Origin of the sequence: Carnimonas bestiolae, assembly GCF_051251145.1 — a bacterium.
Lineage (GTDB): Bacteria > Pseudomonadota > Gammaproteobacteria > Pseudomonadales > Halomonadaceae > Carnimonas > Carnimonas bestiolae.
In genome coordinates this window covers 335,092-350,290 of record NZ_JBPCZK010000002.1, presented here as the reverse complement: position 1 = coordinate 350,290, position 15,199 = coordinate 335,092, and the positions used below count along the sequence as shown (strand labels likewise).

Below are 15,199 nucleotides of genomic sequence, written 5' to 3'. Positions count from 1 at the left end.
GCCCTGTATGGCGGGATGGACCAGCGCTGGCTAACGCTTGATCAGCGCATGAACAACGCTAACATCGTTGAAGTAAACCAACGCGACCAGATTGGCGACGGCAATCGCTACGCATACCCAGAAGGGCCCTCGCCCGAACGCTTTGGCAGCAATGGCCAGCCCAAGCGTGTGGCTGATGGAAGCAATAATGACCGACAGATATCCCAGCACGAGTGTCGAGGAGATAATAAATGGCAGTGCGATCAGCAAGACGACTGCACTGATGACACCGGTGGAGAAACGACTAACGCCCATGTAGAGGATCCCAAGGCGATTTATTGAGGGGGCACAGCATAAACGATTGAGCTGCACTCCGCGATGACTCTGTTGTAATCAGCCGCCAACCAGGTGCCCGATCAGGCTGGCAAAACTCAGCGCAACCAGCGCCGAAATGCCCAGCCCCAATACGCCAGAGATGATGCTTTTGACCCGAGCGCCCAGCGTGCGGAAAAGGCGCAACTTCTTGAAAAGATAAGCACTGCCGTCGATGGCCTGCATGATCAAGGGTACCGATACAATCAGGCCTACCACCAGCAGCACAACACCGTCGAACGAGGCCCCGTGCGACCACCCCCAGCCTAGCATGCCGCCTGTCAGCAGCAGGCGGACCAGCCAGTTGAATAGCGCATCGACATAGCTACGTGCCTTCATCCAATCGTAGAAGTCAGCCAGACGCCTGATCATAGCATCCCCTCTTCACTCACCAACTCGTTAGGCGCTGATACATGCGCTACAACAGCCGCGAACGGTTCACACAGTGTCCTCGCCAGAAAGTCGCGCAGCGGCCTCATTCGCTCGGAGGTCGATCGAACGGTGTACAACCATCGACGCCGACTGAGGCTGCCAAACCGGTCTAGCCCGGGCATCCATAATGTCGGCACCACGTGACATCATCGCGAGAACCCATTAGCATAATGATATACGCCGATTTAATCAGCAACTTGCGGGGCGTGAGCGATTTTCATCGCTGTAACAAGTACCGCTAAAGCCGCTTTCCGGGAAGCTAGGCCTGCACCGGCAAAGCCCAGTGACCAAGGAACTATTCACCGAATGCCCAACGATATCCCCACTTGCTGCTCAACCGACGCCTCACCGCGCCGGGCGCGGGTACTGCTGTGCGGCTACGACCGCCGCCCTCTTCTACAACGGCTGTACAAATGGCAACGAGGACAGCGCCTCGCACTTGGCCAGCTCGAGATTATCTTCGTACTGCCCAATGAAGCGCTGCCGACACTCGGCAATTCAACGGTAGCTTCGGGGAAGGCGTTCCAACTGATCGTCTGCCAGCTGTCCGAGCAGGAAAACTTCTCGGAGTGGTTAGCGCACTCGGTAGCACTCGCTGATGAAGCGCTGTTTCTCAAAACAACCGCCGCGCCAGCCTTGGCGGCCAGCGCAGACAACGTTACAGCTTGGCCGTCAGCTCGGGCAGCAGCTCGAACAGATCGCCTACCAGCCCGTAATCGGCGTTCGCAAAAATGGGCGCATCGGCATCCTGGTTGATCGCCACCACCACCTTGGCGCCTTGCATACCCGCCAAGTGCTGCATTGCACCGGAAATACCCACCGCAATATATAAATCGGGCGCCACCACCTTGCCGGTCTGCCCCACCTGGAAATCGTTAGGTACATAGCCCGCGTCGACCGCGGCGCGAGAAGCGCCTACCGCCGCCTGCAGTTTGTCAGCTAGCGCTTCGACCAAGGCAAAATTTTCGCGACTACCCACTCCACGTCCACCGCTGACCACTACTCTGGCACCGGTTAGCTCGGGACGGCCGCTATCGTTGAGCTCTTCCCCTTCCAGCCGCACACCAAGCGTATCGCCGTAAGGCTCGATGGAAATACATTCAGCTGCCGCCTGTTCGCCTACTGGCTCAAACGCGGTGCTGCGCACGCTGATCACCTTTATCGGCGCATCGACGCGCACCGTCGCAATCAGTGAACCTGCATGAATGGGGCGTTTGAAGGTGGCAGCGTCGATCACCTCGATGATTTCCGAGACCTGACTCACTCCCAGCAGCGCAGCAGTGCGCGGCAGCACATCCTTGCCATAGCAGGAAGCCGGTGCCAGCACGTGAGTATAAGACTTGGCTTGTTCGGCCAGCAGCGCTGCAGCCGGTTCGGCGATATCGCCGGCATAGCGCGGATCGTCTGCCACCAGCACCTTACTTACTCCCGCCAGCGCAGCTGCTTCGCGGGCGCAATTCGCGATCTGATGACCGATGACCAAGGCATCTACGTCGCCGCCCAATTGCAGAGCAGCGGAGACGAGCCGCGCACTAGAGCCAATGATGTGCCCATCTCGATGCGCGATCAGCACCAGCGTACTCATAAGATCACCTTATCTACGTTTTTCAGCTGCTCCAGCAGCTCATCGACGCTTTCTACTACCACGCCTGCTTGACGCGGCTGTGGTTCCTCAATCGCCAACAGCTCAACCTGCGACGGCAAATCAAGGCCCAGCGAGCTTAGCTCGCGCTGCTCAATCGGCTTCTTCCTCGCTTTCATGATGTCAGGAAGACGCGCATAGCGGGGTTCGTTGAGGCGTAGATCCGCCGTAATCACCGCAGGGAGAGGCATGCTGAGCGTGCGAAGACCACCGTCCACCTCGCGAGTGACGGTCGCGGTGCCTTCATTTATCTGCACCTTGGAGGCGAAGGTTGCTTGCGGCCAGCCCAGCAGGGCAGCCAGCATTTGGCCGGTCTGGTTATCGTCTGAATCGATCGCTTGCTTGCCCAGCAGCGCCAGCTCGACACCTTCCTCAGCAGCCACATGAGCAAGCACCCGAGCCACGGCGAGCGGCTCCAATGCGGTTTCAGTGGAAATCAGCAGCGCACGATCAGCACCAACTGCCAGCGCCGCTTTCAACTGCTCCTGCGCGGCGGGCTCGCCGATGCTTACCGCAATCACCTCACTGGCGATGCCCTGCTCCTTGAGACGAACGGCTTCTTCCAGCGCGATTTCACAAAATGGATTGATTGCCATGGTCGCGCTGGCCGCTTCGACGCTGCGACCGTCAGCGGACGGCCGCACGCGAACCGCATGGTCGATAACGCGCTTTATAGGCACGATGATCTTCATTCACACGTTCTCTTTTGAATGCACAAATCGCATTAGCAGCGACTTGCAGCGGATTTCGCGCATGCTGAATGCAAATGCGCCTCGCTTCGGTGGGATAGTTTACGCGAAAGAGGGGGCTGCGGTCGAAGCCACCACAGGCGGCACCATCAGTAAGAAGACACCTCTGGCGCAGCCTAACGTCACCAGCAGCGCACCTGACACTGCTGATACGGCGTGCTTATGCACGGCCCACACCATCGCGAATGCACTTGGGATGGCGCGCTGGGCAAATTTCTCACGATGCGAGAGCGCCGCACGCTACAGCAGCCAGACCTCCTAGCCGCCGTAGACTGACCGCTTACGCCTTCAACAGGCGTGCGTTCAGCGTGTAGGTGCCCTCAATGCTGGCCTTGCCAAGAATCTTCACGCCGTCCAGTGCTTCTACGACATTGGCACCACATACCGAGCCCGCCACTTCGAGATAAGACGTATCAATCGCATACACCGTGAACACGTAGCGATGCTCGATTGCGTCGTTCCATGGCGGGAAGGGACCATCGTAACCGTAGTAGTTGCCCTTCAGTTCGTCATCGCCAGCGACGAAGGACGTGTAATCATTCAGCGCGTGCCGCCAGCCCTGAGGCGCTTCCGGGCCGCTCTTGCCACGTTTGGTAACACTGTCAGAGTGCGCTCCTTCGGCAATTTCAGTCACCTCGGCGGGAATGTCGAACAGCACCCAGTGATAGAAGTCGACACGCTTGAGCGATGCCGGTACCTCCCGGTCCTCCTGATTAACGTCGGTCACCTCACTCGGCACGTCGGGATCTACGCAGGTAACAACAAAGGACTTTGTTCCCTCGGGCACGCCGCTCCATTGCAGGTGAGGGCTAACGTTGTCGGACAGCACGAAATGCTCGGCTTCATCGGGCGCCGCGAACGCAAACCGCTTCGCAATACGTTCACCATCGGTGATGCTTTGACTGGAAAGTTTCATTTGGGAAAACCTCATCGTGGGACTGTTCGAAGCTTCGCAGAAGCCTATCCGCATTGCTAGTTACAACCTAACAGACACGGCACTATCGCCCAAAAAATAGCCAAATTGCGAATTACCGCCGGATCAGTCGTGCAATTTGCGCAATAAGTGCATTAAAAAGCAGCGAACATGTGTCACTTCTATTAAAAAACACGATATATTCGTTTTGACTCTTGACGCTCATGCAGTAAAGAGCGCAGGATGCAAAACAGGGTCGGCAAGTTGCATCTCGCAAGACCGTCGGAATTACCGGCGATCGGGTGAAATCCCTTGTTAACCTTGAACACTCGGGTGACACCCGTAAATACTAAAGTAACAAGCGCGTAAGCGTAGTTAAGGAATATTGAATGGCAACTGGTACTGTCAAATGGTTTAACGATGCCAAAGGCTTCGGCTTCATTTCTCCGGACGACGGTGGTGATGACCTGTTCGCTCACTTCTCTGAAATCCAGGCTGAAGGCTTCAAGTCTCTGCAAGACGGCCAGAAGGTTTCCTTCGAAGTGACCCAAGGACGTAAAGGTCTGCAGGCATCCAGCATCAAACCGCTCTAAGCGACTGATACTGAAGCACACCGAAGCAGCTCACCGAAAGGTGGGCTGTTTTTTTTGCGCAGATGACAGCGCTATTCAGCATTTCCGTTAGCACCTTTCGCTCAACGTGCAGAGCACTTTCCTACCGCTTATTCGATATCGCTCGCCACCAACAGTTTGGCTCGCCAAGCAATTGGCCGTCGTCAATCACTCGCTTTATTTGTCCACACAATTGCACATGAGTTTCGCCAGACGAACTTTGCCACGTTCGAAGTAGAAATAAGCCTGGCTTCACAAGACTGTCAAATGTCGGTCATCAAGCGTCACTGTTCTTATATGAAGATGGAAGATATTTATAACTTATCCATATATTTATTGTGGATATTTGTTAGCTGCCTATCGCTATTTGAATGTATGCGCTATCTAACTCGTGCATTGTACGATTTCGTCGGAAATAGCCTGATCTAAAGAGTGTCAGTGTGTGCTCACTCGTATCTAATGTAGAGCCTGCCATACATTGATTCGCAATTACGCCATCCACCGCGTGGACGGCCAGACGCACAGCGGCAAACCGCTCGCAATGCCTGGCAGCGCCCTCAATCGGACAAATCCCACCAGCGCGGTAGCAGCGCCTTCACTTCGTGACTGTTGAAACGATCATCTATCAGCCACAGCTGGCCCTGATCCTGTTCGCTGCGAATAACTCGGCCGGCAGCCTGGATGACCTTGGTAAGCCCAGGATAAAGATAAGCATAGCGGTAACCCAACGCGCTGCCGTACAGCGCTGAAAATCGGCTGCGCAGCGCTTGGTTGAACGGGTTGAATTGCGGCAGCCCCAGCGTGGCAATGAATGCACCAATGAGCCGTCCTCCCGCCAAATCGATGCCTTCCGCAAACACACCGCCAAGCACTGCGAACCCTACGCCGTGTCCGCCCTCACGGAAACACTCGATAAACTTCGCCCGCTCGCTCTCATGCATGTGCCGCTGCTGCTGCCATAGCGGGACATCAGGCGCGCGCTGCGCAAGTCGTTCGGCGACGCGCTCCATGTAATCGAAACTGGAAAAAAACGCCAGATAGTTGCCCGGCTGCTTCGTTACCTGCTCAGCGATCAAGGCTGCTAAAGGGTCCACCGACTGCGCGCGCTCGTGGTAGCGCGTCGAGATGTGGTTAACCACATGAACATCGAGCTGGCTGGCGTCGAAGGGAGAGTCGATATCACACCACAGCGAATGCTCGGGCAATCCCAGCAGCGTGCGTACGTACTCCGCCGGTGACAGCGTCGCTGAAAACAACGTCACCGCTGCGCTGGCGGTAAAGCGGGGCGCAAGCCAGGGGCCGGGCACTACATTGCGAAGCCGCACGGTAAGCTGCGCGTAGCGTCCCAAGGAGCGCTCAAACTCCCATTGAAAGTAGCGCGGATCGTAGCGCTCAAGCAGCTTCTCGAACCGAAGAGCGTCAAAGTAGAAGCTCATTAGCGGTCCTTCGAGCGGCTGCTCTGGATGCTCCGCCAGATACTCGCCGATGCGGCCTGCTACACGCTTCACTTCAGAGGCCAACGCAGTGGGCAGCTCGGCCATAACGCCTGCAGACGTCCCGCTGTGCTGATCGTCCAACTGAGCGCGCTGTTGTGAGAAGGCACTTACCACACGCTTGAGGCCATTGCCCAACCCGCGCGGCGCCGAGCGCGCCAATGCTCTAACGTTGCGCTCACTTAGCTCAGCGGAAAACATCGACCGCCCTCGCTCGACCATATTGTGCGCTTCATCCAGCAACAGCCCCGGCGTCCAACGCTGCTGCTGCGCCAACGCAAACAGCATGCCGCCCAAACCGAAGTAGTGGTTATAGTCGCCCACTACTACATCGCTCCAGCGCGCCATTTCCTGACCAAAGTAATAGGGGCACAGCGAGAAGGTCAGCGCGATATCTCGCAGTTGCTGCTGGTCGAGCAAGACCCCCTCACGCTCTACGACGGCCACCGCGCGCCGGCGTGCTTCGGGAAGGCGATCGTAAAAACCTTGCGCCAACGGACAACTGTCGCCGTGGCAGGCCAACTCGGGATGCTCACATGCCTTGTCGCGCGCAATCAGTTCGAGGGTGCGCAGTGTCGTGGTACTGCCGCGATTGAGCTCACGCATCCCCTCTAGCGCCAGTTGGCGTCCGGTAGTGCGCGCAGTAAGGAAAAAGACGCGATCGATATCGCCGCTGCCGAACGCCTTAAGCATCGGAAATAGCGTGCCCAGCGTTTTACCGATACCGGTAGGAGCTTGTAGCAGTAACGGCCGTGATAGCCGCGCGGCCTTATAAACGCTCTCGGCCAGCGCTCGCTGACCCGGCCGGAACGCTGGTTTAGGGAAGGCAAGGTGCGCTAATGCTTCGGCGCGCTGCTGCTGGTGATCGCTCTCCTGCCGCGCCCAGCCGAGAAACTGCTCGCAGCATTGCGTGAAAAAAGCACCTAACGTGTCGCGTGAGAAGCGCTGCGCCAAGGCGGTTTCGCGCTCGCGCTCAACATCGAAATAGATCAGCGCTAGCTCAATCTCCTCGAAGCCAAAGTGCTCGCAGGCAAGCCAGCCGTACAGCTTTAGCTGCGCCCAGTGCAGCGCGCGATGATTGGCTGGCTGCCGATCCAATGAGCCACGATGCGTCTTGATTTCCTCAAGGCGTCGCCGGCGATGATCGAAGCCGTCGGCGCGCCCGCGCACCACCAATTCCTGGTATTCACCGCTAAGCGCAAGCTCTGACTGGTAGTCGTCCGAACGCCGTTCGACCACCTTGGCATGACCTTCGATACCTTCCAGCGATGAAGGCGATGGCGTGAAGCGCAGATCAAGATCGCCGCGCCGTGCAACGAACTCGCTCAATGCCCTCACCGCCACGCTGTAACTCACGCGAGCGCCTCGCACCACGACACCCAGCACACGGCGATGGGCAAATCATGCGCATGACAGAACGCGATCATGCGCTTCTGGTTATCCTGAAGCCGATCTCCCGGCCCCTTCACTTCGATCATGCGATAGCGTTGCTGCTCAGGGTAAAACTGGATCAGGTCGGCAAATCCCGCACGGTTACGCTTGATATCGCGCATCAGCCATTCACACCAATACCGCAGGTGCTGCGCCGGAATACAGCGCAACGCAAGCGTGATTAGAGGCTCGTCTATCCAGCCCCACGCGACAAACGGCGACTGGATCCCCTGCTTACGCCGAAAACACTCAACAATACGCTGCTGATAGCTGCCGTCATCGAGGTAGCCAAGGCAGCGCTCAAACACCTCCCGCCGCCTCTCTACAAAATCACTGCGCAACAGATCGGCAGGGCCGCGATGGAACGGATGAAAGAAGGCACCGCTGAGCGGCGCGAAAATGGCCTCCCAGCACAGCAGCCCGAAAAGCGCATTGATCAGCGCATTCTCTACGTAGAAAACGGGCGATTGCTCACTGCCGATAGCATCAGCCGCCGCCATTTCGACACTGCTGGCCCGCTCGACCTGAAGATAAAAATGCTCCGTCGGAGCAGCCGCTGGAGAGGCCGTTTTAGGTTTTCCCAGCTTGCGCTCAAGGCGCGGCAAAATACGCCCCATGTGCTGCTCTTCTTCGCTATCGCGGGGCGCTTGCAAGGCATCCGAAGCTATTTCCCACGCCTGCTCCAGGCGACCGACCTTTTCGAGCAACCGCACCTGCTTCACTCGGGCACCTGCCTCTATACACAGCGAATATAGTGATAGCGAGCGCTCACTTTCCCCTTCTTTCCGCACACTGTCAGCGGCTTTTAACAGCCAGCGCTGACGGCGCTGTTCTATCCATGGATTCGCACATTGGTACGCTATCAGAGCAAGCCCTTCCTCGCTGTCGAGCGCCGCGCCGCCATGGCGTTCAAGCGCTTCACGCTGATGATGAATACGCAGATAATCATCGATATCCTGACGACAGTGGAATCCACGCGATTGCGCATCGAACGTCACCTGCTCGAAACAGAAAATGCCCAGATCAGCCAGCACGAAATCGGAAAAGTCCTGCCGCAGATTGCCAAAAAACATCAACCGCAATCGCTCGTACACGTCAGCAAACAGCAGCTCAATGCCGCAGTCGTCCAACTTCGGCGCCCATTCGTGCAGCGTGCGCGGCGGCCAATCCTGAGCAGCCAACGCCTCATACCACTGCTGCTTACGCAGCGATTTAGCGGAAGGGCCAAAAATTTGCGCCAGTTCGGCCTTCTTTAGCAGCGAGAAAAGCGCCTCCAGCGGCAGCTGGGGCGATAGATCAATCAGGCCGGCATCGCTCAAAAGCGAAAGCGCAGCAGCACCGTTATCGAGCGCCTCGATCTCGGCATACCCAAGCGATGAGCGACGGAACAGACTGCCTTTCCGCATTACCAGCCTTGCCAGCAGCGCCGCGGCACACTCCGGCAGCGCGTGAATCTGGTGGAGTAGTGCGCGCTCTCGCGCATCCAGCAGATCGTCATAGCGCTGCGCCACCCACTGCGTGAGGGTGCGAAAGTTATCCAGGTAATAAAGCGGATCTTCCAGCGGATGGCTCATAGAACGGGGCACGCGAAAGGCAGGAAACAATACTGTATATCCAGCCACTTTACACCAGCCTTACCCTCTTCTTCAAACGGGCGGCAACGCCAAGCAGCGCAGGATTTACGCGCAGCGCACGACAGCCGGCACTTTCCGGTAATGTCGCCATCGAAACACCAAAGAAGCTGCAAATTAGCGGCATTACCGGTATGTTATAAGGGTCTGTTTCTCTAATGCTAGGTTCGCTGCCATGTCCGACAGCCTGACGATATCCGCGCTCGCTCGCGAACTGGGCGTCACTACCCGTACCATTCGTTTTTATGAAGAACAGGGGCTTGTTGAGCCAGAGCGCCGCGGCCAGGAGCGCGTATACAGCGCCAGCGACCACACTACGTTGGTGCTGATACTGCGGGCCAAATCCCTTGGCTTCCCGCTAAGTGAATGCCACACGCTGGTATCGCTGCTGCAACAGTCTCAGCAGCACCTTGATAAAAATGCGCTGATCCACCGCCTCGAAGAGATCGCTTCTTTGCGCGAACGGCTTGAGGAGCAGCGCGAGGCCATCGAGCATTTAACCCAAACGCTGGAAGACGCCGAGCGCGCCGTTTATCAACGCCTTGATCGTATGCAGCGGCCCAATGCCGAAGCTACAGGCGCCAGGCACCAGCTTGATCTAGGCTTTGTGGACGACGATTAGCACTACCTGGCAAGAAGACGCTCAGGGCCGCAAGGCACGGCCCACTTGCGTCAGACCGAATGGCTGGCTTATGAGACAAAAACAAAAATGCTAGAGTAAGCGTCGCGCGCACCCGCTAGGCCCACTGCCCACTTCTATAGGCAGTGCGCCCAGCCCACTCATTTCGTGCTCTCGGCAACCAACCGTATTCACTCTCACAAAGGCTCGCCGCCGATGATCAGCAACGTACTCCCCATCACTCGCCAGTGCTCCAGTAAGGAACAAAAGCTGCTGCGGGCGCTGCGCGCGATGAATGGCCGCAACGCCTGGCCAACTCATGCGGGCTACTTATTGGCCGACATCGGCGTCGATTCAAGCGGCATCTATTCGCTGGCGCGCTTGATGCAGGCGATCGAGAAGGACGTTGAAGACTTCGAACTGCTAGGGCCCAAGTCGCAATTTGTATCGCGTGACGAACTCAACTTGCTGGCTGCGCTGGGGCAACCGTTGGAAGTCGAAGAAGCTGCGCGTACGCGAGCGCGGATTATCGGCAACGAGCAATTTGGCGGCGCCGAGCTAATTCGTGCCTGCGCCGAAGCGTTGGAACGCGCTCAGGTTACCCTGCGCCCGCGTGCGGCACTTAAATCGGCCTTCAACCCACTGAGCACCGACAACGTGCTGACCGTACATCCGGTTGCTGAACGAAGGCTGCGCAAGGTCCATGTCGTTGCCATTGAGGAAGTCACTCCGCGCGTACGCCGCGTTACCCTGGGTGGCGATGAATTCGAAGGTTTCGCCGTCAGCGCACCGGCACAGTGGGTACTGCTGTTTCTGGGCGGTGATAAAGAGCATCGCAACCGCGGCCGCATCTACACCATTCGTACCTTCGATCCCGCTCTCCAACAGCTAACGCTCGACATTACGCTCAACGATGACGGAGAAACCTCGCAGTGGGTGCGTAACGCCACAGCGGGCGACGAAGCCATCGTGGCAGGCCCTCGCGGCGGCTTCGTACTGCACGAAGACGAGCCGTGGCTGCTGCTGGCGGGCGATGAGAGCGCGCTGGCATCGATCATCGATATTATCTCCGCTCAGCCCGCCCAACGGCGCTTGACCGTTTTCATCGAAGTCGGCGCAAAGGAAGAAATCCAAACGCTTCCCGAGCATCCGGACATGAACGTAGAGTGGCTCATTCGCGGGCAATCGCGCTCACTAATGGCGGCCATTCAGGCATGTGCCACCGATCACCAGCACGGCTATGCATGGGTGGCAACCGAGGCCGCCACCGCAAGTGATATTCGCCAGACGCTCACCAAGATGCGCGGCTTCGGTTTCGAACGCACTCACGTTACCGGCTACTGGAAACAGGGCGAGGCGCGCTTCAAGGATATCGCCGCCGGATAGCGGCAACCGACCATGACCGAGATCATTTCCAGCCTTGCCAATGGCAAGGTAAAAAACATGCGTAAATTACGCGAGCGAAAATACCGCGATCGCACCCAAACGCACCTGGTGGAAGGCGTGCGTGCGATTGAGGAAGGGCTCGCGGGCCATGCCCACCTTACCCAGCTTCTCTACGATCACACGCTGGCCGCTCAGCAGGATGAGTTGGCCGCACTTGTCGCAACAGTCCAGCGCAGCAACGCGGAGCTGCTGCCCACGACTCGCGAGGTACTGGGCGGATTTTCTTCCCGCGATAATCCACACGCAGCCATTGCTGTCTTCGCGCAGCGCTGGCAAACGCTGGACACGCTTCCACTAAACGAGCAAAGCGTCTGGATTGCGTTGGAATCGCCGCGCGATCCCGGCAATCTCGGCACCATTATTCGCAGTTGCGAGGCATCGGGCGCAAGCGGTGTGATATTGATCGATCACGCCTGCGACCCTTACAGCCCCGAAGCGATGCGTGCCAGTACTGGCGCCCTATTTGGCGTGACGTTGGCAAAAACAGGCCTTGCTGAATTCATCGACTGGCACGCGCGCAGCGGCGCCACCCTGGTAGGCACCGGACTCGAACGCAGTGCCGACTACCGAGCCCCTGGCTACGCTGGTCCGATTATTATCGCGATGGGCACCGAGCGCGACGGCATTACCCGCCAGCTTCACGACACCTGCCAGCAAATCGTGCGGATTCCGATGCGCGGCAACACCGACTCGCTGAATCTTTCTGTTGCCAGCGCGCTGATGCTGTTCGAAGTGACCAACCGCAAATACAACGACTAAGCTGCGGTTTCCTGATGTTTCACGTGAAACATCAGGCTGACACCCTTTGGCTGCCAAGTGGCTCGCGCGGTTGCGATAGCGCAAGCTTCAGCCGTAGCATTCTGGTGGTAGGCAGACAGTGCAGCCAGCGCGCGAGGCACGCCTTATACCGCGCTGGGGGCACAGGGTTTCATCTCTAGGAGGCCAAACATGTCGTCCCACACGATCAACAGCAGCAGTAGCGGAGCCCCCTGGCAGGTGGCGATCCACAGCGATAATCATCAATGGCAAGCAGACGTCGACACTGATAGCGGCGGGGGCGATCTGGCCCCTAACCCGGAGAGCTATCTGCTCGGCGCACTGGGCGCCTGTACGGCAATGACCGTAAGAATGTACGCAGAGCGCAAGCAGTGGCCGCTGCAGAGCGTCGATGTGTCGGTCTCAATTAGCCAGCACGATAAGCACAGCGTAAAGCTTGAGCGCCATATTTCGCTGACGGGTGAACTGGATGAGCAACAGCGCCAGCGGCTGCTCGAGATTGCCGAGAAGTGCCCCGTGCATCGACTGCTGACCGGAGACGTTACTATCAAAAGCTCTCTGACAGCGTCGTAATTATGCCGAAGCACAGCGCCTACGACCAAAACGGCCGCTGTGGCACCAGCGCGTTCGTGGCACTTGCAAGATATTTCAACAAAATCACCGCACTTCCGGCGCTTGAAGATGTTGAGTTATGGCCTGTAATTGGCCAACATGAACTACACCTTCGTGCATTTTTCAGCGTTACTTTGGAGAACAACCAATGTCAGACAACACCACCGTTAATGCCGTAATTTTCGACATGGACGGCCTGCTGCTTGATTCCGAAACGCTGGCCATGGATGCACTGGTCATCTCAGGTCGCGAGCTTGGCTACGACATGCCCGACGACTTCTGCCAGGCGATGATTGGCATGCCCGCTGACCGCTGTCGCGAGATGGTCGTTGAAACCTACGGTGAAGACTTTCCGCTCAAAGCCTTCTTCGACGGTCAGGAAACAGCGCTGCATCGATTAGTCGAAGAAGGCGCACTGACCACCAAAAAAGGCGTTGAGAAGCTGCTCGATTTGCTCGACCAGCACCAAATACCACGCGCCATTGCCACCTCCTCTAGCCGCTATCGCACGGACCGTCACTTGGAGAAGGCTGGGCTTGGAGGACGCTTTAACGCTATTGTCAGCCGCGACGACGTTAGCCAAGGCAAGCCGCATGCGGAACCCTATCTGACGGCCGCCAAGGCGCTAGGCGTCGAGCCCGAGCGCTGCCTGGCACTGGAGGATTCCTATAATGGCATCAGAGCCGCCCATGCGGCGGGTATTCGCGTGATTATGGTACCCGACCTGCTGCCTCCCACCGACGAAATGCGGGAGCTTACCTTCGACATCGTGGATAGCCTTGAAGATGTTGCTAAGTGGCTGGCACCGCGACTCTCTGCCAACTAAACGCTTGCTCGTAGGTCAGCAACAAAGACGGCGACACCCTTGAGGCGTCGCCGTTTTCGTTAGCGCTAAAGCGCTAAGCAGCAGGCGCTCAGCCTGCCACAGACTGACTAGTGTGCGTAGCGCTTGCCCAAAATGGTTTCGTCGAGCGTTGCCGCAATGACTTCCCGCAAGTCGTAGCGATGCAGATTATTAAGCGCCTGCGCCAACTCGCCGGTAATCTTGTCCTGACGGGGAAATCCTTCGCCAAACACTTCGTCGTACTCGAGGAATGTTTCGGCGCGTAGCAGCGGGTTCTCGCGCGTGGCACGGCACAGACGATAAATTTCTTCCTTGTTAGGGTCGTCGATGCGAATCGCGGTACCGCTGGTATCGAGCAGCGAAAAGCCGCGAATCCAGGCAGCGATCGCGAGAATGGTGCATGGCGTATCGCGGCGCTCGGCCAGGTTATAGCGCATCGGCTCCAGCAATCGGGTAGCAAGTTTCAGCGAGCCATTGCGTCCCACACGCCCTACTTCGTGGTGAATCGCAGGGTTCTCAAAGCGCTTCAACAGCTCATCGATATAGTGCTCACTTTGCGCGTGCGGCACGGGCACCGTAGGGCCTTGCTCTGAACGCATGAAGCGCTCGGTCAAGCGCTTGATCAGCGGATCGGCAATCGCTTCAGCGATGGTTTTATAGCCCGCCAGCGAACCGATATAGGCCAGCAGCATGTGGGTGCCGTTCAGCAGTCTGAGCTTGGCAATCTCGTAAGGCTCGACATCGCTGACAAACTTCGCCCCGCCTTTGTCCCATGCCGGACGCGGCCCGTCAAAATCTTCGATCACCCAATCCAGGAACGGCTCCGCTACCACTGGCGCAGCGTCGTGAACGCCAAGAATACCGTCGGTTTCTTCAATATCACGCTCGGTCACTGAGGGCGCGATACGATCAACCATGGTATTGGGAAACTGCACGTTGCCCTCGATCCACTGACTCAGGCCATCATCTTCAAGTGCAGCGAAGTCCAGAACCGCCTGCCGCAGCGTGGTACCGTTGGACGTCAGGTTGTCACAGCACAGAATAACTGGCGGTGTGTGCCCAGCCTTACGGGTAAGCTCCAGGCCTCGCACAATCGAGCCGATCGCCGTCGTAGGGCGCTCCTGCCCAACGTCTTCCTTGATCGTCTCGTCTTCCACATTAAGGCGATGCGTGGATGGGTCGAGGAAATAGCCACGGTCGGTAATGGTCAGCGTAACAATACGCGTCTCAGGATCAGCCAGTCGCGCGGCCATGCCTTTTTCATCGCTGGGCGCATGCACCACTTCTGCCAGCGATCCCACTACTTCGACATGATTACCCTTGGCAGAGCGCTCGAGCAGTGTATAAAGCCCCTGCTGGGGGCGTAATGCATCAGGCGTATTAGTCCGCACCAGACTCGCCGAGGCAATTCCCCAGCGCATTCCTTCCTTGCCCTCGGCTTCGATGGCGCGCTGGGTCACCAGCGCTTGATGAGCACGGTGAAAGGCCCCGCAGCCGAAATGCAGTATTCCCGGTTTCAATCGGCTCACGTCGTAGCGTGGCAGGCGGATATTGTCGGGCAGCTTCCGCAGTGTTTCACGACACAACCGTTGCTTAGCTGGGGCATCTGAGGACGTAGCGTCACTCATGGGAAAATCTCCTATCCGTG

General features: G+C 57.7%; 14 protein-coding genes. 6 read left to right on the top strand and 8 right to left on the bottom strand.

The features are described from left to right. Nucleotides 1–30: 30 nt before the first annotated feature. The 5 genes from R84865_RS04820 to R84865_RS04800 form a co-directional block, all read right to left on the bottom strand. Nucleotides 31–294, bottom strand: a complete 264-nt coding sequence (locus R84865_RS04820; RefSeq protein ID WP_435632081.1) for a hypothetical protein — start codon at nt 292–294, stop codon at nt 31–33. 78 nt (nt 295–372) lie between these two features. After that, nucleotides 373–723, bottom strand: a complete 351-nt coding sequence (locus R84865_RS04815; protein ID WP_435638986.1) for a hypothetical protein — start codon at nt 721–723, stop codon at nt 373–375. Nucleotides 724–1,441: 718 nt separating this feature from the next. Continuing rightward, a complete protein-coding gene (locus tag R84865_RS04810) occupies nt 1,442–2,368 on the bottom strand; it encodes an electron transfer flavoprotein subunit alpha/FixB family protein (protein WP_435638985.1) in 927 nt (308 codons plus the stop codon). Next, nucleotides 2,365–3,117, bottom strand: coding sequence for an electron transfer flavoprotein subunit beta/FixA family protein (locus tag R84865_RS04805; protein WP_435632078.1), 753 nt, complete (start codon nt 3,115–3,117; stop codon nt 2,365–2,367). Before R84865_RS04805 ends, R84865_RS04810 begins: the two co-directional genes overlap by 4 nt. A gap of 337 nt (nt 3,118–3,454) precedes the next feature. Next, nucleotides 3,455–4,090 carry a YbhB/YbcL family Raf kinase inhibitor-like protein gene (locus R84865_RS04800; RefSeq protein ID WP_435638984.1) on the bottom strand — a complete coding sequence of 212 codons (636 nt, stop codon included), beginning with the start codon at nt 4,088–4,090 and terminating at the stop codon, nt 3,455–3,457. Between the two features lie 386 nt (nt 4,091–4,476). Between R84865_RS04800 and R84865_RS04795 the strand changes: the two genes are divergently transcribed. Beyond that, nucleotides 4,477–4,680 (top strand): cold-shock protein, encoded by a 204-nt coding sequence (locus R84865_RS04795; RefSeq protein ID WP_025733132.1) that lies wholly within the window; start codon nt 4,477–4,479, stop codon nt 4,678–4,680. Between the two features lie 575 nt (nt 4,681–5,255). Here the strand turns inward: R84865_RS04795 and R84865_RS04790 are convergent. Next, nucleotides 5,256–7,547, bottom strand: a complete 2,292-nt coding sequence (locus R84865_RS04790; RefSeq protein ID WP_435638983.1) for an ATP-dependent DNA helicase — start codon at nt 7,545–7,547, stop codon at nt 5,256–5,258. Continuing rightward, nucleotides 7,544–9,196, bottom strand: a complete 1,653-nt coding sequence (locus tag R84865_RS04785; protein ID WP_435638982.1) for a VRR-NUC domain-containing protein — start codon at nt 9,194–9,196, stop codon at nt 7,544–7,546. Before R84865_RS04785 ends, R84865_RS04790 begins: the two co-directional genes overlap by 4 nt. A 232-nt stretch (nt 9,197–9,428) precedes the next feature. Between R84865_RS04785 and R84865_RS04780 the strand changes: the two genes are divergently transcribed. From R84865_RS04780 to R84865_RS04760, 5 genes are all read left to right on the top strand, one after another. Continuing rightward, nucleotides 9,429–9,875: a MerR family transcriptional regulator gene (locus R84865_RS04780; protein WP_435632074.1), complete on the top strand. Its 447-nt coding sequence runs from the start codon at nt 9,429–9,431 to the stop codon at nt 9,873–9,875. Between the two features lie 213 nt (nt 9,876–10,088). Then, nucleotides 10,089–11,258 carry a siderophore-interacting protein gene (locus tag R84865_RS04775; protein WP_435637294.1) on the top strand — a complete coding sequence of 390 codons (1,170 nt, stop codon included), beginning with the start codon at nt 10,089–10,091 and terminating at the stop codon, nt 11,256–11,258. A 12-nt stretch (nt 11,259–11,270) separates the two neighbouring features. Continuing rightward, nucleotides 11,271–12,077 carry a TrmH family RNA methyltransferase gene (locus tag R84865_RS04770; protein ID WP_435638981.1) on the top strand — a complete coding sequence of 269 codons (807 nt, stop codon included), beginning with the start codon at nt 11,271–11,273 and terminating at the stop codon, nt 12,075–12,077. A 189-nt stretch (nt 12,078–12,266) separates the two neighbouring features. After that, a complete protein-coding gene (locus R84865_RS04765) occupies nt 12,267–12,668 on the top strand; it encodes an OsmC family protein (protein ID WP_435638980.1) in 402 nt (133 codons plus the stop codon). A gap of 187 nt (nt 12,669–12,855) precedes the next feature. Beyond that, on the top strand, nt 12,856–13,533 hold the full coding sequence (locus R84865_RS04760; protein ID WP_435632070.1) for an HAD family hydrolase: 678 nt from the start codon (nt 12,856–12,858) through the stop codon (nt 13,531–13,533). Nucleotides 13,534–13,640: 107 nt separating this feature from the next. Here the strand turns inward: R84865_RS04760 and R84865_RS04755 are convergent, their stop codons facing one another. Next, the gene (locus R84865_RS04755; protein ID WP_435632069.1) at nt 13,641–15,179 is read right to left on the bottom strand and encodes a mannitol dehydrogenase family protein; all 1,539 of its coding nucleotides are present in this window, start codon (nt 15,177–15,179) and stop codon (nt 13,641–13,643) included. Nucleotides 15,180–15,199 lie beyond the last annotated feature (20 nt).

Coding starts and splice junctions, on each gene's coding strand:
- R84865_RS04780 (WP_435632074.1), top strand. CDS start 9,429: ATGTCCGACAGCCTGACGATATCCGCGCTCGCTCGCGAACTGGGCGTC.
- R84865_RS04765 (WP_435638980.1), top strand. CDS start 12,267: ATGTCGTCCCACACGATCAACAGCAGCAGTAGCGGAGCCCCCTGGCAG.
- R84865_RS04805 (WP_435632078.1), bottom strand. CDS start 3,117: ATGAAGATCATCGTGCCTATAAAGCGCGTTATCGACCATGCGGTTCGC.
- R84865_RS04810 (WP_435638985.1), bottom strand. CDS start 2,368: ATGAGTACGCTGGTGCTGATCGCGCATCGAGATGGGCACATCATTGGC.
- R84865_RS04820 (WP_435632081.1), bottom strand. CDS start 294: ATGGGCGTTAGTCGTTTCTCCACCGGTGTCATCAGTGCAGTCGTCTTG.
- R84865_RS04760 (WP_435632070.1), top strand. CDS start 12,856: ATGTCAGACAACACCACCGTTAATGCCGTAATTTTCGACATGGACGGC.
- R84865_RS04770 (WP_435638981.1), top strand. CDS start 11,271: ATGACCGAGATCATTTCCAGCCTTGCCAATGGCAAGGTAAAAAACATG.
- R84865_RS04795 (WP_025733132.1), top strand. CDS start 4,477: ATGGCAACTGGTACTGTCAAATGGTTTAACGATGCCAAAGGCTTCGGC.
- R84865_RS04815 (WP_435638986.1), bottom strand. CDS start 723: ATGATCAGGCGTCTGGCTGACTTCTACGATTGGATGAAGGCACGTAGC.
- R84865_RS04775 (WP_435637294.1), top strand. CDS start 10,089: ATGATCAGCAACGTACTCCCCATCACTCGCCAGTGCTCCAGTAAGGAA.
- R84865_RS04800 (WP_435638984.1), bottom strand. CDS start 4,090: ATGAAACTTTCCAGTCAAAGCATCACCGATGGTGAACGTATTGCGAAG.
- R84865_RS04755 (WP_435632069.1), bottom strand. CDS start 15,179: ATGAGTGACGCTACGTCCTCAGATGCCCCAGCTAAGCAACGGTTGTGT.
- R84865_RS04785 (WP_435638982.1), bottom strand. CDS start 9,196: ATGAGCCATCCGCTGGAAGATCCGCTTTATTACCTGGATAACTTTCGC.